This is a genomic window from Amycolatopsis sp. 2-15, assembly GCF_030285625.1.
Lineage (GTDB): Bacteria > Actinomycetota > Actinomycetes > Mycobacteriales > Pseudonocardiaceae > Amycolatopsis > Amycolatopsis carbonis.
This window is the reverse complement of the sequence record NZ_CP127294.1, coordinates 5,872,837-5,887,622: the sequence shown is the minus strand read 5'-3', so window position 1 is coordinate 5,887,622 and position 14,786 is coordinate 5,872,837. Positions and strand designations below refer to the sequence as shown.

Sequence of the window (14,786 nt, the reverse complement as noted above, 5' to 3'; positions counted from 1 at the left end):
CGGCGGTGCTACACGAAGAACCGCACGACGACGACGTCATTGCCGGCCCGGAGGAGTTCGAGGAAGAACCCAGGATGGACCCGGCACCCCAGGAGCGCCCAGGAGGTGGATGAGTATCAGGAGCAACCTGAAAATCACGGGCCCTGGTGCATCGAAACCACGTCCAGGCCCCGGAGGCGGAACAGGGTCAGCACCGTGCAAACGCTCTTCGTTGGTGAGGTGGCAGTAGATGATCGTCTCGGATGGGGCGGTCGCGACTTCCAGCTCGCCGAAGTCGAGGACGGTGTGGGCGGCTCGGTCGGACAGGTAGCCGGAGACTCGGAACACGTAGGTGGTCTGCGACACGCGACGCCTCCCGTCTAGCCTCTCGCCGCCAGCCTCTCGCCGCCACGGTCGCGCCCGCGGCCGCGCGCGTCCTCGGCCGTGCCTGATGAGTTCGTGTTCGGGCGCGGGGGCGTGCGCCTGCTTGACGCTCAGCGCGCCGTCAAGTTCCCCGCCACCGTGTCCCCAGACGCGCAAGGCGGCCCCACGGCAGCTGCGTGTCCGCAGGGCTACCTGCGGACACGCCGCTCCCAGGCCTCACGGTGGCCCTCGGCGCGTCACCCTGGGGCCCACCCGATCATCCCCGCCGGAAACACGCCGAATGGTGGATGGGTGCCACACACGGGCAGCAGCGTGAACGTCCGGGAGGCACCCTCGAGTGTTATCCACGGAGCACCGCCTGCGTAGCGTCGCGCGCTGCGGGCCCGGGGCCCCGGGTCACCGGGCCCGCCTGCCGATCTTCGGGCGCACGTTGAACTGGGTGAGTCGCAGCCCGCGCCAGCTGTCCAAGCAGTGGTGACCCGGCGTCCTTCGCTGCTGTGCCCGAGACGCAGCCACGCAGCGACGGTCAGCGGGCCTGGCTCGACACCTGCTTCGCCCTGAGCAGGACATCGTCCCACGGGTCACGAAGGCGCGATCGCGTTCCGGGCACACCGTGCAGAGCACGCTTGACCGGGCAAGAGACATGGTGGACGCCGTCATCTCAGGTCGGTCTCGGACGATTGACTGCGTGAGCTCATGGCCGCCCGGCGTGAGCGGAGTCAGCGCTGGTCGAGCTGGGCGCGCAGGTCGTGGATCGTGTTCTCGGCGTCGGCGAGCTGGTCTTGCAGGCCGATGATGCGGGCGGCGGCGGTGAGGGTGCGGCCTTCGTCGAGTTGTTCGCGCAGCCGGATCACCTGGGTGAGCTGGCGGCGGGAGTAGCGGCGATGGCCGCCGTCCGAGCGCTGTGGGTGCACCAGGTCCGCGGCGTCGAGGCTACGCAGGAACGCTTCCTGCGCACCCAGCATCTTCGCGGCCTGCCCGGTGGTGAAGGCCGGGTAGTCGTGGTCGTCGAGGTTGCCCAGATCAGCCACGCACACCTCCTTGACGGGTCGTCACGCACGCCAGCCGCTCCAGATTATCTAGTGCGGACACTTGACACAATTTGCAGTTCGCGCTATAGAAATGGATGAGCGGTGCATGACCTGGTGTCGAACACGACGATGTTGCCGGGGAGTGATCGATGATGCCGGACACCACCCGCCGCGAGGCGGTGACCAGCGGGTTCGCCGAGCTGGTTTACGCCGATCCAGTGTGGCTGCGCGCAGAGTTCGACGCGATCATGACCGCCAATTTCGAAGGTTTCCCTCCGTCCCCAGCGAGGCCCCGGCCTGGATCCTCAGGTCCGCGGCGATCCGACCGCGCACCCCGCGCCCTCGCCAGTGGTGACCGGTCGGTCGGTGTGGTGCCGGCGATGCGAGGTCGGCATCGGCAGCGTTCCCCTCCGTGGCCCGGTGCGCTCCTGGGGTCAGCGTTACGACGGTGATTTCGAAAGGCAGGTGGTGCCTGCACACCTGGAGTCCGCCCGGCTGTTGTCCTTTCGCCCAGCGGGGATGCCTGCTTCGACAGACGGCCGAGGAGACCTGACTGTGGTCCCGGCCCGGCGTCTCGTGGCGCACACCTCGCGGCACCCCCGGCTCGGCGTACGGCAGCCGGGACAGGCCCCAGGTGATCGAAGGATCGATTGCACACACAGCATTCTCGAGAGGTGTTTCCCACCGAACTGGTTCCGGCCCCGCCGCCCGCGTTGCGGCGGGAGCCGGATCTCGACGACGACACGAAAACCAGCACTCATCTCCGCAAAAGCAGGGTGGCGTACAGGTTTGACCAGCCGCCTCCGGTTCCCAGCACGCCGGTGGCGGTGCACAGGGAAGGAGCAAAGGAGGGATGGTCATGTTGATGCGGACCGACCCGTTCCGGGAGCTGGACCGGCTGACCCAGCAGTTCTTCGGCGCCAACGGCACCACATCGCACCCGGCGGTGATGCCGATGGATGCCTACCGGTCCGGCAACGAGTACGTCGTGCAGTTCGACCTGCCCGGTGTCGCGCCGGACTCCATCGACTTGGGCGTGGAGCGCAACGTGCTCACCGTCAAAGCCGAACGCACGCCGGCCTACGACGAGGGCACCGAGGTCCAGGTGTCCGAGCGGCCACGCGGGGTGTTCTCCCGTCAGCTGTTCCTGGGTGACACCCTCGATGCGAACAACATCGCAGCGCACCACGAGGCGGGTGTGTTGACGCTGCGGATGCCGATCGCCGAACAGGCCAAGCCACGCAAGATCGCCATCAGCGGCGAGAGCGAGTCCAAGCAGATCAACGCCTGAGCGTCTCGGACCCCTGGCTCGGCGTTGTGGCCCCCGCCCGCGCAGCATCGAACGCTGCCGGGCGGGGCCAGCGTCTACCTCGCCCACCCCGTGCCAGGTCGAGCACAGCATGAGGAAAGCGGAACCGATGGGTAGCACCCGACGCCGACCGGTCACGATCGCCACCACGCCGGCCACCACGGCCCGTGACCTTCGGCGCGCAGTCCGCGCGGCCGACCCGGCCAAGACCCCTGGTCTGGCACAGCTGCGTGACGCCGGCTGGCAGCTGACCCAGCTCACCGGCGAGCTGACCGATCTGGTGACCCTCCTGGCCGAACACACCGGCCACCACACCCAACGTCCCGAGCAGGTTCGCCAGGCCGACAGCGCGCCGGACACCGCACACCTGGCCTCCGCATGCCGGGAACTGGCCACCCTGCGCCGCGCCCTCGACACCGCCCACAGCGCGGCGCACGATTACTACACCGAGATCAGCCAGCTCAACCCAGCTGTGCCCGGTTCGCTCCGGTCCTCGCCATGAACTCCTCTCACCCCACAGGCCTGCCCGACCCCTACGCGGTACTCGGCGTGGCTCCCGGCGCCAGCACCGCCGAGGTCACCGCCGCCTACCGGCACGCCGTGCGTGACTGCCACCCCGACGCACCACACCCGGACCGCGAACGACTCGCGGCCGTGATCACCGCCTACCGCCACCTCCGCGACCACCTCGCGCGGCAACCCACCGAACCGCACCGGCCCTCCACACCAGACCGCGACATCCACGTGCGCGTGCACCCCCGCACCACACCGCCACAACCAGACGTGCGCGCCGGCCCCGTCCACCGCCACCCTCACCGACAAAGCTGGTGACCGCGGAGCTTCGGTTTGGGCACCGCCGTGCGCGATCGCGGCGTGGATGACGAACACGCGGCCGTTCTGCTCGTTCTCGTCGCCGAACGCGTCCGTCTCGGTCGAGACGAGCCGACCCACAAAAGATTTTGTAACACCATGGCGGCAGTGCCCCGCACTGAGACGACAATCGTGGACACGCGGCGCGGCGGCAGGGCGCGCGGCGGACCCACCGGCAGGATTTCTCCCCTAACCTGCCGGTGGGCCGCATTACGCGAGTGTCGCCCCGACGCCGCGAGGCCGGCGTTCGGCTGGCCGATGAGGGACACGGTGCGGACATGCGCGAGAGCTTTCACGAAGAGCTGAACCGTCTCAGCGCACAGCTCGGGCTGATGTGCGCGCTCGCGGCCGACGCGATCCGCCGGGCAAGCAGATCACTGCTGACCGCAGACCTGGACCTCGCCGAGCAGGTGATAGCTACCGACGCCGAGATCGACTGGGCCCGCGCGGACTGCGAGTCGCACGCCCAGGCCCTGCTGGCCCTCCAAGCGCCCAAGGCACACGACCTGCGGACCATCCTGGCCGCGATCTACTGCGCCGAACGGCTCGAGCGGATGGGCGACCTGGCCGCGCACATCGCCGGCATCGCCCGCTTCGCCCACCCCCACCACGCCGTGCCCGCCCAGCTCGAATACGGCTTCGCCGAGATGGCCGACGCCGCCGCCGGCATGGCGGACCGGCTCGCCGAGCTGATCGAGCGCCAGTGCCCGTGCGGATTCGCCGACCTCGCCGACATCGACCAGACCATCGACACCATGCACGCCCACGTCCTCACCGTGATCACCAGCGACCAGTGGCCTCACGGCGTCCAGACAGCCATCAATCTCGCCCTGCTCGCCCGGTTCTACGAACGCTTCGGCGACCACGCCGTCGCCGTAGCAAACCGACTGGGCTTCGCCGCCACCGGCGAACTTCCCTTCCACACCCACACCTGACTCGGCACCACGTCAGCCCGCGGTCTGAGCCTCATTCCTTGATCAAGGACGTAGTGTTCTTAGCCCGGATAAGCACGGGCCGGGGAGCGGAGCGGGACGACAACCGAATTCGAGCTTGGAACAATCGGTGGTTGGCCCGGTTGTACTGGTGGCAGAACCACGGGCACTGGGTTGGCTCTCGCGGCGATCCTCGCGGTGATCACCACTGTCGTCGTTCTCGCGATCCACCTGCTGTGACTGAAACGCCACCAGCGAAGTCAGCCCGCGTCGCTCCGGCAGGCAGTAGGAGGAAATGCCCCGAGTGCGAGACTGATCATAACTTCGACCAGTACCCACAGCTCGTCGCCCGGATCAGGCTGGAGCACATGGGGTCGCCGCCCCGGCTGGCTTCGTGGTCGGCGCCATTGTGCTGATGGTTCCGCGGTTTCGACCGACTGGACGTACGTCTTGCAGCGGCGGCCACTGCCAGTATTCGACCATATCCGAGAGGTAACCCTACCGGGCTGGGAGTGCGCCCTCGGTCGGCGGTGTTGCAGACTGCCTCCGGGGCCAAGAATTGCTGGGGTGAAACAAATTCTGAGGCAGAGGAGCCGCCAGAACATGTCCACGCCGGTCGTCGATGTGCGGGATTCCCTGATGCCCAGAGCTCCGTCCTCGTACCCGCATGAGAACCCATGGGATGCGGTGTGGCCACTCGCGGAGGGACGCACCGCCTGTGTGTTTGACGGTTCGCCGGATCGACCGGCGATCCCCGCCGATGGATTCGGAATGGGGAAGACCTATTCGTACGCGCTCTTCGGCGACCGGGAGGACGTTTTCGTCTCCGCGATGCGGGAGAACGGCTTCGGCCCCGTCCTCCTCGGCTACGACGAACGGTCCGCGTCCATTCTGGACAATGCCAAGGCCGAGCCATGAGCAGCGAGCGCTTCGCCACTGTACTCAGGGCTCACGTCGAGACCTGGCGGCCTTACACCCTCGCTTTTCCCGGCCTGGTGGGGCTGGGCGGGGCTGTCATCGGAGAACCCCGCCACGGTGTCGCGACGGCCGTGAGCGGTCCCCTGCTTGCCTGGCTTGGCGCCCACTATCTCGGGGACTACCTCGACCGGCATCTGGACGCTCTGGCCAAGCCGCAAAGGCCCATCCCCTCAGGCCGGCTCGCCCCTCGAGCCGCACTGGTGTCCGCAGTCGCCTGCTTCGTCGGATTTTGGCTGGTCTCCCTGCTGACTGCCCTGCCGCTGGCCTGGCCGGCGGCAGGAATCACCCTCGGTGTCGTCTTGTACAGCGGCGCCTTCAAGGCGCGTGGCCTTGCGGGCAATCTGGTACGCGGCCTGCTCACCGCGATGGCCTTCGTTTACGGAACGATGACCTCCGCCGGTGCCACAACCTGGCAGATCATCTTTTTCGCCGCGATGTTCTGGGCCCACGACGCCGCCACCAACCTCATCGGAGCGCTGCGGGATGTCGACGGCGACAGGGCCGGCGGTTACGACACATTTCCCGTCCGCAGAGGTGCCTCAGCGGCCCTCCAGGTGGCGGCCTGCCTCTACGGCTTCGCCATCATTGCGGCCATCGCTGCGGCTATCGGAACACGCGAGGGTCTGAGTACCTATGCACTGCTTGTCGGGGCCGCCTGCTGCCTGGGGGTGCACGCCCTGGACATCATCCGGTTCGCGCCGCGCCCCCTTCCCGCGCCGACCGCCTTGCGATCCCACGAGGTCTTCGTCATCGAACGCATCCTCATCACGGCGGCCACAATCTCCTTGGGGCTCGGTCCGTGGATCACGGCAGCCCTGCTCACCCCGATCGTGATCGTCAGCTTCCTGCTCCAAAAGCTCCTGAGACGTCACCATGAGATCTCCCCACCAGACTCTTCGATCAGCGCCGCCGCGCCGTAGATCACTTCCGCCCGATCGGCCCCCGCCCCGAGCCAGGGAGCCAGACCGTGGCCGATATCCGCGAGACAGTCGGATATCTCATACGAGGACGACGGATGAATGCACGGAAGGCCGCGCGCTCCGCCCGCCCGAACTCATCGAGATACCACCCTGGAAAATAACATACCCGCGAGGAGAAACAATTGGCACCGATCACCTGCCCGGGCAACACCAGCAACGATCCCAGCCACCTTATCAACTTCGTAGACAAGAACTGCGTTCCCTACACCGGCTTCGAACTCTTCTTGTTCGTGTCCGGATGTCTCCTCTGGGTATTTGCCTACGGACTGCTCATCCGCAACAGCCACCGCAAAAAATACATCGAACTACCCGCCATCGCGATCTGCAGCGACCTCGCCTGGGAAATCACCTGGGCAGCCTTCTACACCACAGACATGGGCCTGGTCCCCGCCATCATCTACAAGAGCTGGCTGTTCCTCGACCTGTTCATCTTCTGGCTCCTGCTCAGGCACGGACGAAAGCAGACCGGCAACCCTGTTTTCAAACGGCTTTTCACTCCGCTGTGCTTCATCGCCGTCCCGATCTTCACGGTAATCTACAGCTCGTTCGTCCACGGCGGATACGACACCCCGGTCGGAGCGACCTCCGCCTACATGGCACAGCAATTCATCAGCGTTTTCTGCATCCTACTCCTACTGAGCTCCACCACCGCCGAGAACTTCTCGACACACTTTGCATGGCTCCGAAGCCTCGGCACCGCCCTGGTCGCCGTGTTCTTCTTCTTCCACTACACCGGCAACTACTTCCTGAACACACTCGGAACTCTGTCGATGATCCTGGACGGAATATTCCTCTACCTCCTCTGGAAAGCCCGAAAGGCGCATAAACTAGGTATTAGTCCGTCTGCGTTCTTGAGTCAACGAGTTGGCTAGACGACCACACCGAGAGACCACATGCAACTCCACCTAAAGGCCATACAAAAGATCACACTGGCTGCGCCTTCGATAATGAGCCGATGGGGGCGCTAGCCCGACTCCTTCGTCAGCATATTCATCTGAAAACAGATGGAGATCTCCCATGACCTTCAACCGGACACAGCGAGCACTGGTCGCGTCCGTGCTTCACGGCCCTCGCCTCCTCGACTCGCCCGAATCTCGGGTTCGCATGATTGTTGTGTCTATCTTCGATCTAGCAGGATCGAACCCTGGCGCAATTCAGGCACGATTGGTCCCTGATGTCGCTCAGGCTATCCGCGAGACACTTCCTACCGACCTCAAGTTTGAAATATTTGCCCATGCTCAGGCAGCAGCGATAATTGGAGGCGCAATGGCCTGGCTGAGCACCGAACCACAGGTCGAGCAGCGCCTCGTGGTCGAGCTCATAGCCGAAACGCTGTCCACCGGCGTTCGAACTGCATCCAAGATCAGCTAGCAACCTTGTGCGTGCACTAGCCCTCCAGCCACTTTGCGACAGGGCGAGCGTAAGCAGTTGATGTACATGTCGTTGACGAATGCATCGTTCATACCCCGACCACCAGCGTCTAAGGGATGTCTCGTAACCCGGTGCTGGGCCGGCGGGGCCGGTAGTCGATCATGTTGGTGTGGTGCAGGTGATCACAGCGTCGCGGCCGGAGTGGATTGCCCCGTTCACCGGGCTGGAGCCGGGTCAGTTCCGCAAGCTCGTGCGGCTGGTCGCGAAGCGAGGCGGGGACGAGATCGCTGACGGCCGGCCCGGTCGGCAGTGGGCACTGCCGCTGGCCGATCGCGTGTTGCTGGTCGCAACGTAGTGGCGGACGAACCTGACGATGCGCCAGATCGGGCCGTTGTTCGGGGTGTCGCATTCGGCGGCGCACCGGGGGAAGCGACACGATCGGTCCGCTGCTGGCCCTGGCCCCGGTCCGCAAACGCCGGGTGGATGCGGTCGCGATCGTGGACGGCACACTGGTGCCTACCCGGGATCACCGGCTGGCGACACCGTCGAAGAACTACCGGTACTCAGGCGTTCGTGCAGGTCGCGATCGACGCCGAGACCCGGCTGGTCATCGCGACCGGTGACCCGCAGCCGGGCAACCGCAACGACTGCACCGTCTACCGCGCCTCGGGCATGGCCGAGCAACTCGCCGGTCGGCCGGTGATGGCCGACGGCGGCTATCAAGGCAACCCGGCGGTCGTCATGCCCTACCGCAAACCTCGCGACGGCAGCGAACTCCCGGACTGGAAAGAGAATCTCAACGCCACCCACCGCAAGGTCCGCGCTCGCGTCGAACACGTCCTGGCCCGGATGAAGAACTTCAAGATCCTCCGCGACTACCGCCGCGCCGCCAGCACGCTCGCCGACACGGTGTCCGGAATCACGCACCTGCACAACGTCCTCCTCGAAGCCTGACGCAACACCAGCCCCACCAACCACGCTCTCAGTTACGAGACATCCCTTAGACGGGTGCAATTCGCAAACTCGATGGAGTCATGGGAGGACGAGAAACGTCGCTACTGGTGAGCAGCATCAAAAATGGTTCTCCCGCATCTCCTCGCCGGAGCCGAGCAGCGGCCTGCGAATACGAATTCTTTTAGCAGAACGCCAATATGACGGCCCGCAAGCGTCACGCTACCCGATGGGATTACCGGAACCAACGTTCGGATTCCATCAGGTGATTGCGGTTCACGACGCTCGGGTTGCCGGTTGCGCGAAACGTGGGAACAACGCACACGGACGCGTGATCACCACTGCGATGTCAGAATTCCCGGGCCAACCAGAACTATACTTTCGAGGACCTGGGCCCGTTGTGACCGTGCAACGCGACGTGGGCTCCCGTGTGATACCCGCGCTGCCGTGCACTGCGCGGGTGCCGTCGATTCCTTGTCGTGTTCGTGACCTTGAGGACCTGTTCGCACAGGAGAGCAGCCATGCCAAGTTCATCATCGACCGCAGTGCCGGTCATCCCGACTCTCTGGGCGCCGTTTCCCTCGGCGATCAACCCTGGCCAAGAACGCGCCGCCCGAGCGAACGTCGACTGGCTGGACCGACACCGGATCTGCGCGAGCCCTCGGGAGCAAGCGTGGATACGGGCGAGCTGCCCGGAAGGGCTCGCCGCGCGCGGCTATCCCCTCGCTGAACCGGAACGACTCCGCTGGGCCACCGACTTCGTATCGCTGCTGTTCGCCATCGACGACTCGTACTGCGACGAGGGCCCGCTCGTGAACCACCCCGCGGACCTCTGCCGGATCGTGACCCAGCTCCAATGGGTCGTGAACACACCACACGCCCGCATCGCCGACCTCACCCCCATCGCGTCCGGGTTACGCGACCTCCGCCTTCGCCTCGACGAGCTGGCCCACCCCGTGCAGGTCGCGCGCTGGGTCGCCACCATGCGGACGTACCTGCTGACCCAGACCTGGCTGGCCCACAACCGATCGGCCGGAGTGGTGCCCTCACTGAACGACTACCTCCTGGTCCGAACCGAATCCGGAGGGATCAAACCCTTCACTGCCATCCACGACGTCATGGGCGGCTACGTGCTCCCCGAGCGCGACTGGACCAGCTCCCCTGTCACGATCTACGCCGAAGCATTCGACCTCATCATCTGCGCCGAAAACGACCTGGTGTCCTACTACAAGGAGGCCGTGACCGGCACGAGTGATCGGCAGAACTTCGTCGACATCGTGATGGCCGAGCGCGGATGTGCCATCGAAGAAGCTGTGGCGGAGGTGGTGCTCCTGCACGATCGGACCATGCGCCTGTACCTCACGTTGCGGACGCAGATCGAAGCACACGCCGGCACCGAACTGCGGCGTTGGCTCGACACCAGCGACGCGTGGCTGCGAGGCGAACACGAATGGTCCCTGGAAGCCCGCCGATACACGGGCCGCAACGGCGTCCGCCGGCCTGCCCACCACGCTAGCCGACACGCCCACCACGGACTCCGACCTGAACCAGCCCTATCCCGCCGAGCCCATCTCCTGGTGGAACGTGCTCGACGGCTGACGCAATCGGACAGGAATCCCCCAAAGTAGACAGATTGCGCCTTCCCCACCCACCTTGCCTTTCTGTGTGCGGCCGGCCACGGGTCAAGCTCGAGTCTCCAGACTGTGGACAAGACCGACGCTGCAGAGCCCACCGGACGGATGTCCCCCATGGTGGTGATCGGAGTGGCGCCCCGGCATCCCGCGGCATCTCGCCGGTAGCCTTCGCCCATGATCTGGGTGCGCACCGTGCTGACCACACTCGCCCTGGTCACGGTGACCTGGCTCGGCGTCGTGCTGGACGTGTTCCACCGCAGCGGCGGCACTCTTCTGGTCTGGATCAGCGCTGCGCTGATCCTCGTGCTCCCGCCGATCCTGGCACGTGCCGGGTGGATCGCCGTGCTGGGCGCCTTCGTCGCCGGCCTCCACCTCGTGATGATCTTCATGACCGGGTTCTCCGCGGTCGACGGTCTTGTCCTGGAGACGCGTGGCGTGCGGGTGCAGGCGACCGCAACCGGCTACACCGACAGCTGGACCGCAGAGCAGTTCACGCCCCCGTCCAAGTACACGAAGAACGCGCTGGTCGTCGTCACACCCGACGGGCAGCGTGGCATCGTCGCCGTGGGCGGCGACAAACCGGGCACGGCTGTCGACGTGGTCGTCGACCCGGCGGCGGCGGTGGACCTGCATCGACCCGATGAGATCGACTTCGGCGTGTGCATCGGCGTCGCCGTCGTCGACCTGCTGATGATCTTCGGATTCGTCCACTACGCAGCCCGGTCGCGGTCCAAACCTCGCCGTTCATCCTGGGAGGTACCAGCGACCACGGAGTAGGGTCACGGTCGGGCTGGTCGGCGAACTGGCCGGAGGCGCGTCGCGAGCTGTCCCCGGCCGTCCGCGTAGTTGCCATCACTTTTCCCGCCTCCCATGTAGACCTTCCCACCTCAGCTGCGCTCCGTAGCGCAAACCGACAAGTCAATTCACGGTCCGATGATCGCCGAGTTTTCCTCAGGCACGCGGTCTCGAACCTTGAACACGAGCGCTTCGAGGGCCAAGGCGTAGCCGTGCCAGCCGGCGCCTGTGAGGTACACCGCGGCCGAGGGAGCGAAAATGTCGTCGCGCTCCTTGCCGTCGAGGGCGTGCCACTGGGAAATGTGCACGACGGCGAACGGACGATCGGTGTCCCGGATGGCGTCGAGGAGCGAGTAGGCCACCGGGGTCAGCCCGGCCGGGTTGATCACGATCGCGTCGACCGCGTCGCGGTGGGTGTGGATCCAGTCGACGAGGTCGCCTTCGTGGTTCGACTGGAAGTGGACGGCCGTGGCGCCCCACCGCGCCGCGGCCCGGTCGACGTCGGCGGTGATCTCGGCGAGCGTGGTGGTCCCGTACTTCTCCGGCCTGCGCTCCCCCAGCAGGTTGAGGTTCGGACCGTGGAGGACGGCGAGGTGCATCAACGTCCTTTCTCAGCGATAGGTCGGCAGGATCGAGGTCGGCATCGGGCCCTCGTTGCGCCGGCCGGAGTTCGTTTCCTCCCAGGCGTGCGCGAGGATGCCGACGCTGCGGCTCAGGACGAACAGGCCTCGCGCGAGCTCCGGCGGGAACCCGAGCTCGGCGTAGATCACCGCGGTGGCTCCGTCGATGTTCATCGGCACGGGCTTGCGACGCCCTCGGTTCAGTTCCGTCTCAACCGCCCGGGCAGCCGCCACGTGCCTGCCCTCGACGGTACCCGCCGACACCGCCTCGTCGACGAGGCCGAGCAGCGGGTCGCGCCGGGGATCGACAGGGTGGAAACGGTGACCGAACCCAGGCAGGTACGGGTCGCGCGCACGGTACTCGGCGACCACTTCCGTCGTCGCAGCGTCGAGAGCCGCGCCTGCCGACTCCCGCGCCACGATGTCGGACAGCAGTTCCACGCACTGCTGTCCGGCGCCACCGTGGGAGTCGCCGAGGGCGTTGACGCCGGACGCGATGGCGTTGTTCATGCCGACGCCGCACGTGGCCGTCATCCTGGCGATGGCGATGGAAGGTGCCTGCGGGCCGTGGTCGACCGAGGCGACCATCGCCGCCTCCAGCAGTGCGGCCTCGGCGGTGGTCGGGCTGCTGCCGCGGACCATCAGCCAGATCGTGGACACCAGGCCGCGGTGGCCGATCAGTTCCTGCACCGGGATTCCCCGGAGCTCGACCACGCCGGGCTCCATCCGGCAGATGCCGTTGGCCCACCAGTCGGCGACATCGTCCACAGTGGCCTGTCGAGGCGTGACCGTCATGTCAGTCCCTTTCGGTCCGGCTGAGCGACACCTGGTCGGGAATCGGCCGGGTCGGCGACGGAATGCCGGTGTCCCGCCAGCGCCGGACGAGTTCGGCGGCTTCGTCGTTGTGTTCCCCGAGCCGCGGTGGCGCGCTGGTCGGCCGGAGTGGTTCGCCGTCGACGAGCACGCCGTTGCCGCTCGTGCGCAACGTCCGTCCCGGCTCACCCGGAAAGCCGATTTCGGTGAAGAACCCGCGGTGCGCGAGCTGCTCCGACCGCAGCGCCTGCGGCACCGTGAGGATGCGTGCGGCGGGCACGCCGGCAGCCGACAGCTCGGTCTCCCACTCCTGCGCGCTCCGAAGCCGCAGCGCCCGGTTGAGCTCGTCGTTGAGCTCGGCGCGGTGGCGTTTGCGGTCTTCGCGGTCGGCGAACCGCGGATCCGTCATCAGCTCCGGTCGTCCCACCAGGCCGCACAGCGTCGCGAACTGCTCCTGCCGGTTCGCGGCGATGTTGAGGGGACCGTCGGCGGCGAAGAACGTTCCCGACGGCGCGGCCGTCGCGTTCTCGCGGCCCATCGGTTCCGGCGGGATTCCGCTGATCACGTAGTTGGACACCACCCAGCCCATCGCGGAGATGGACGCCTCGAGCATCGACAGGTCCAGGAAACAGCCCTCACCGGAGCGCTCGCGACCGACCAATGCCGACGAGATGGACAGCGCCGCCATCAGGCCGCCCACGGTGTCCGACACGGGGAAGCCGACTCGCAGGGGGGCGGTGTCCTCCGTGCCGGTGACGCTCATCATCCCCGACAGGCCCTGGATGATCTGGTCGTAGGCGGGCGCCTGGCTCAACGGCCCGGACTGCCCGAACCCTGAGATCGCGCAGTAGACGAGCCGTCCGTTCAGCTGCCGCAACCGGTCCCAGCCGAAGCCCAGCCGCTTGAGGACCCCGGCCCGGTAGTTCTCCAGGAGGACGTCGGCGCCCCGGACGAGGTCCTCGAACAGCGCGCGCTGCGCCGCGTCCTTCAGGTTCAGCTCGATCGACTTCTTGCCGGCGTTCTGCGCCAGGAACGAGGCGCCGAGACCCGCCCGGTTGAGCTCCGCATCCGGTCCCAGGTTCCTCGCCAGGTCCCCGGATCCGGGGACCTCGACCTTCACCACCTCGGCACCGAAGAGCATCAGCTGGTAGCTGCAGTACGGACCGGCGAGAACATTCGTCAGGTCCAGAACGCGGATGCCGCGAAGCGGTCTCCTCTGCATTCCCTCTCCTTGTGCGCCGGCCGCATCAGTGCGGACGGCACGTCGTGTCGGGCCGGCTTCACCCGGCGAAGGGATGGGCGAACCCCCGCTCCGCCATGCGCGCGGCAACAGATTTGAGATCGTCGACGAACTCGGAAATACGATCGTCGGGAAAACGCACGGTCGGCCCGCTCAGCGACAACGCCGCCACGACAGTTCCCGTCGAACTGACAATCGGAACCGCCACCGCCGAAAGACCGGCTTCACGCTCGCCGTGGCTGAACGCGAAACCCTGCTCGGCGGTCTCCGCCACCGATGCCTGCAACGCAGACACGTGCTCGACTCCATAGGGCGAGCTGCGGGCGATCCGCGTCAACAGGGCGGCGGAGGCGTCGCGCAGCAGCACCTTCGACGACGCACCCGCCCACAGGGGAAGCTCGTCTCCGACGCGCACGACGTGCCGCAGCGATTGAGGACTTTCTTGCTGAGCAACACAAACGCGGTAAATATCCCGCAAGACGTAGAGGTTGACGGTCTCCCGCTGACGATCCCCCAGCTCGCGCATCAGCTGCTTGGTTTCCGCAGGAAGCTCCCAGCTCTGTTTGGCCAGATGCGCCCAGCGCCAGAGACCCGGCCCCGCCATGTACCCCTTGGGCGTCGCCCACAGAAGACCATTCTGCTCGAGGGTCTGCGCCAAGCGGATCACCGTCGTCTTGGCCAGACCGGTTTCCTTCACGATGTCGGAGATCGACACCGTGGGCTGAGTTTCCGTCAGCAGCGCCAGAATGTCCAGTGCCCGTTGGACACTGCGCACGCCCTGCGACTCGCCACCTTCCTGCGACGAGTTTTCCGTCTGATCGACGGCTTCGTCGGCACCGGCCCGCTTCATGACCAACTCTCCCCTTGCCCATTGTCGTAATCGTTTTGCCCAGCATCCT

Annotated in this window: 16 protein-coding genes and 1 pseudogene; 11 read left to right on the top strand and 6 right to left on the bottom strand. The window is 66.4% G+C overall.

Annotated features, from left to right (window positions below):
• Window positions 1–36: 36 nt before the first annotated feature.
• Window positions 37–327 carry a DUF8691 family protein gene (locus tag QRX50_RS50605; RefSeq protein ID WP_491700793.1) on the bottom strand — a complete coding sequence of 97 codons (291 nt, stop codon included), beginning with the start codon at window positions 325–327 and terminating at the stop codon, window positions 37–39.
• 755 nt (window positions 328–1,082) lie between these two features.
• On the bottom strand, window positions 1,083–1,394 hold the full coding sequence (locus QRX50_RS28990; RefSeq protein WP_285966312.1) for a MerR family transcriptional regulator: 312 nt from the start codon (window positions 1,392–1,394) through the stop codon (window positions 1,083–1,085).
• An 859-nt stretch (window positions 1,395–2,253) separates the two neighbouring features.
• Between QRX50_RS28990 and QRX50_RS28985 the strand changes: the two genes are divergently transcribed.
• The 11 genes and pseudogenes from QRX50_RS28985 to QRX50_RS28935 all read left to right on the top strand — a co-directional run bounded on the left by QRX50_RS28985 (window position 2,254) and on the right by QRX50_RS28935 (window position 11,196).
• On the top strand, window positions 2,254–2,685 hold the full coding sequence (locus QRX50_RS28985) for an Hsp20/alpha crystallin family protein (RefSeq protein ID WP_285966311.1): 432 nt from the start codon (window positions 2,254–2,256) through the stop codon (window positions 2,683–2,685).
• Between the two features lie 127 nt (window positions 2,686–2,812).
• Window positions 2,813–3,205, top strand: coding sequence for a hypothetical protein (locus QRX50_RS28980; RefSeq protein ID WP_285966310.1), 393 nt, complete (start codon window positions 2,813–2,815; stop codon window positions 3,203–3,205).
• A complete protein-coding gene (locus tag QRX50_RS28975) occupies window positions 3,202–3,534 on the top strand; it encodes a J domain-containing protein (protein ID WP_285966309.1) in 333 nt (110 codons plus the stop codon). Before QRX50_RS28980 ends, QRX50_RS28975 begins: the two co-directional genes overlap by 4 nt.
• A 317-nt stretch (window positions 3,535–3,851) precedes the next feature.
• Entirely contained in the window at window positions 3,852–4,508 is a 657-nt protein-coding gene (phoU, locus tag QRX50_RS28970; protein ID WP_285966308.1) for a phosphate signaling complex protein PhoU, read from the top strand.
• 768 nt (window positions 4,509–5,276) lie between these two features.
• Window positions 5,277–5,423, top strand: coding sequence for a hypothetical protein (locus QRX50_RS28965; RefSeq protein WP_285966307.1), 147 nt, complete (start codon window positions 5,277–5,279; stop codon window positions 5,421–5,423).
• The gene (locus tag QRX50_RS28960) at window positions 5,420–6,403 is read left to right on the top strand and encodes a UbiA family prenyltransferase (RefSeq protein ID WP_285966306.1); all 984 of its coding nucleotides are present in this window, start codon (window positions 5,420–5,422) and stop codon (window positions 6,401–6,403) included. Before QRX50_RS28965 ends, QRX50_RS28960 begins: the two co-directional genes overlap by 4 nt.
• A 182-nt stretch (window positions 6,404–6,585) precedes the next feature.
• The gene (locus tag QRX50_RS28955) at window positions 6,586–7,335 is read left to right on the top strand and encodes a transmembrane-type terpene cyclase (RefSeq protein ID WP_285966305.1); all 750 of its coding nucleotides are present in this window, start codon (window positions 6,586–6,588) and stop codon (window positions 7,333–7,335) included.
• A 145-nt stretch (window positions 7,336–7,480) separates the two neighbouring features.
• Window positions 7,481–7,834: a hypothetical protein gene (locus QRX50_RS28950; RefSeq protein WP_285966304.1), complete on the top strand. Its 354-nt coding sequence runs from the start codon at window positions 7,481–7,483 to the stop codon at window positions 7,832–7,834.
• Window positions 7,835–8,006: 172 nt separating this feature from the next.
• Window positions 8,007–8,788: pseudogene (locus tag QRX50_RS28945) on the top strand (transposase family protein).
• A 518-nt stretch (window positions 8,789–9,306) separates the two neighbouring features.
• Complete coding sequence (locus QRX50_RS28940; RefSeq protein ID WP_285966303.1) at window positions 9,307–10,413, top strand: terpene synthase family protein; 1,107 nt, start codon at window positions 9,307–9,309, stop codon at window positions 10,411–10,413.
• Between the two features lie 180 nt (window positions 10,414–10,593).
• Window positions 10,594–11,196 (top strand): hypothetical protein, encoded by a 603-nt coding sequence (locus tag QRX50_RS28935; RefSeq protein ID WP_285966302.1) that lies wholly within the window; start codon window positions 10,594–10,596, stop codon window positions 11,194–11,196.
• 146 nt (window positions 11,197–11,342) lie between these two features.
• Here the strand turns inward: QRX50_RS28935 and QRX50_RS28930 are convergent, their stop codons facing one another.
• From QRX50_RS28930 to QRX50_RS28915, 4 genes are read right to left on the bottom strand one after another with little or no spacing between them, the layout of a single operon-like run.
• Window positions 11,343–11,813, bottom strand: coding sequence for a type II 3-dehydroquinate dehydratase (locus QRX50_RS28930; RefSeq protein ID WP_285966301.1), 471 nt, complete (start codon window positions 11,811–11,813; stop codon window positions 11,343–11,345).
• A 12-nt stretch (window positions 11,814–11,825) separates the two neighbouring features.
• Window positions 11,826–12,629: a citryl-CoA lyase gene (locus tag QRX50_RS28925; protein ID WP_285966300.1), complete on the bottom strand. Its 804-nt coding sequence runs from the start codon at window positions 12,627–12,629 to the stop codon at window positions 11,826–11,828.
• 1 nt (window position 12,630) lies between these two features.
• A complete protein-coding gene (locus tag QRX50_RS28920; protein ID WP_285966299.1) occupies window positions 12,631–13,869 on the bottom strand; it encodes a CaiB/BaiF CoA transferase family protein in 1,239 nt (412 codons plus the stop codon).
• Window positions 13,870–13,927: 58 nt separating this feature from the next.
• Entirely contained in the window at window positions 13,928–14,737 is an 810-nt protein-coding gene (locus QRX50_RS28915; RefSeq protein WP_285966298.1) for an IclR family transcriptional regulator, read from the bottom strand.
• Between the last annotated feature and the right edge of the window lie 49 nt (window positions 14,738–14,786).

Coding starts and splice junctions, on each gene's coding strand:
- QRX50_RS28985 (WP_285966311.1), top strand. CDS start 2,254: ATGTTGATGCGGACCGACCCGTTCCGGGAGCTGGACCGGCTGACCCAG.
- QRX50_RS28980 (WP_285966310.1), top strand. CDS start 2,813: ATGGGTAGCACCCGACGCCGACCGGTCACGATCGCCACCACGCCGGCC.
- QRX50_RS28975 (WP_285966309.1), top strand. CDS start 3,202: ATGAACTCCTCTCACCCCACAGGCCTGCCCGACCCCTACGCGGTACTC.
- phoU (WP_285966308.1), top strand. CDS start 3,852: ATGCGCGAGAGCTTTCACGAAGAGCTGAACCGTCTCAGCGCACAGCTC.
- QRX50_RS28965 (WP_285966307.1), top strand. CDS start 5,277: ATGGGGAAGACCTATTCGTACGCGCTCTTCGGCGACCGGGAGGACGTT.
- QRX50_RS28960 (WP_285966306.1), top strand. CDS start 5,420: ATGAGCAGCGAGCGCTTCGCCACTGTACTCAGGGCTCACGTCGAGACC.
- QRX50_RS28950 (WP_285966304.1), top strand. CDS start 7,481: ATGACCTTCAACCGGACACAGCGAGCACTGGTCGCGTCCGTGCTTCAC.
- QRX50_RS28940 (WP_285966303.1), top strand. CDS start 9,307: ATGCCAAGTTCATCATCGACCGCAGTGCCGGTCATCCCGACTCTCTGG.
- QRX50_RS28935 (WP_285966302.1), top strand. CDS start 10,594: ATGATCTGGGTGCGCACCGTGCTGACCACACTCGCCCTGGTCACGGTG.
- QRX50_RS28930 (WP_285966301.1), bottom strand. CDS start 11,813: ATGCACCTCGCCGTCCTCCACGGTCCGAACCTCAACCTGCTGGGGGAG.
- QRX50_RS28925 (WP_285966300.1), bottom strand. CDS start 12,629: ATGACGGTCACGCCTCGACAGGCCACTGTGGACGATGTCGCCGACTGG.
- QRX50_RS28920 (WP_285966299.1), bottom strand. CDS start 13,869: ATGCAGAGGAGACCGCTTCGCGGCATCCGCGTTCTGGACCTGACGAAT.
- QRX50_RS28915 (WP_285966298.1), bottom strand. CDS start 14,737: ATGAAGCGGGCCGGTGCCGACGAAGCCGTCGATCAGACGGAAAACTCG.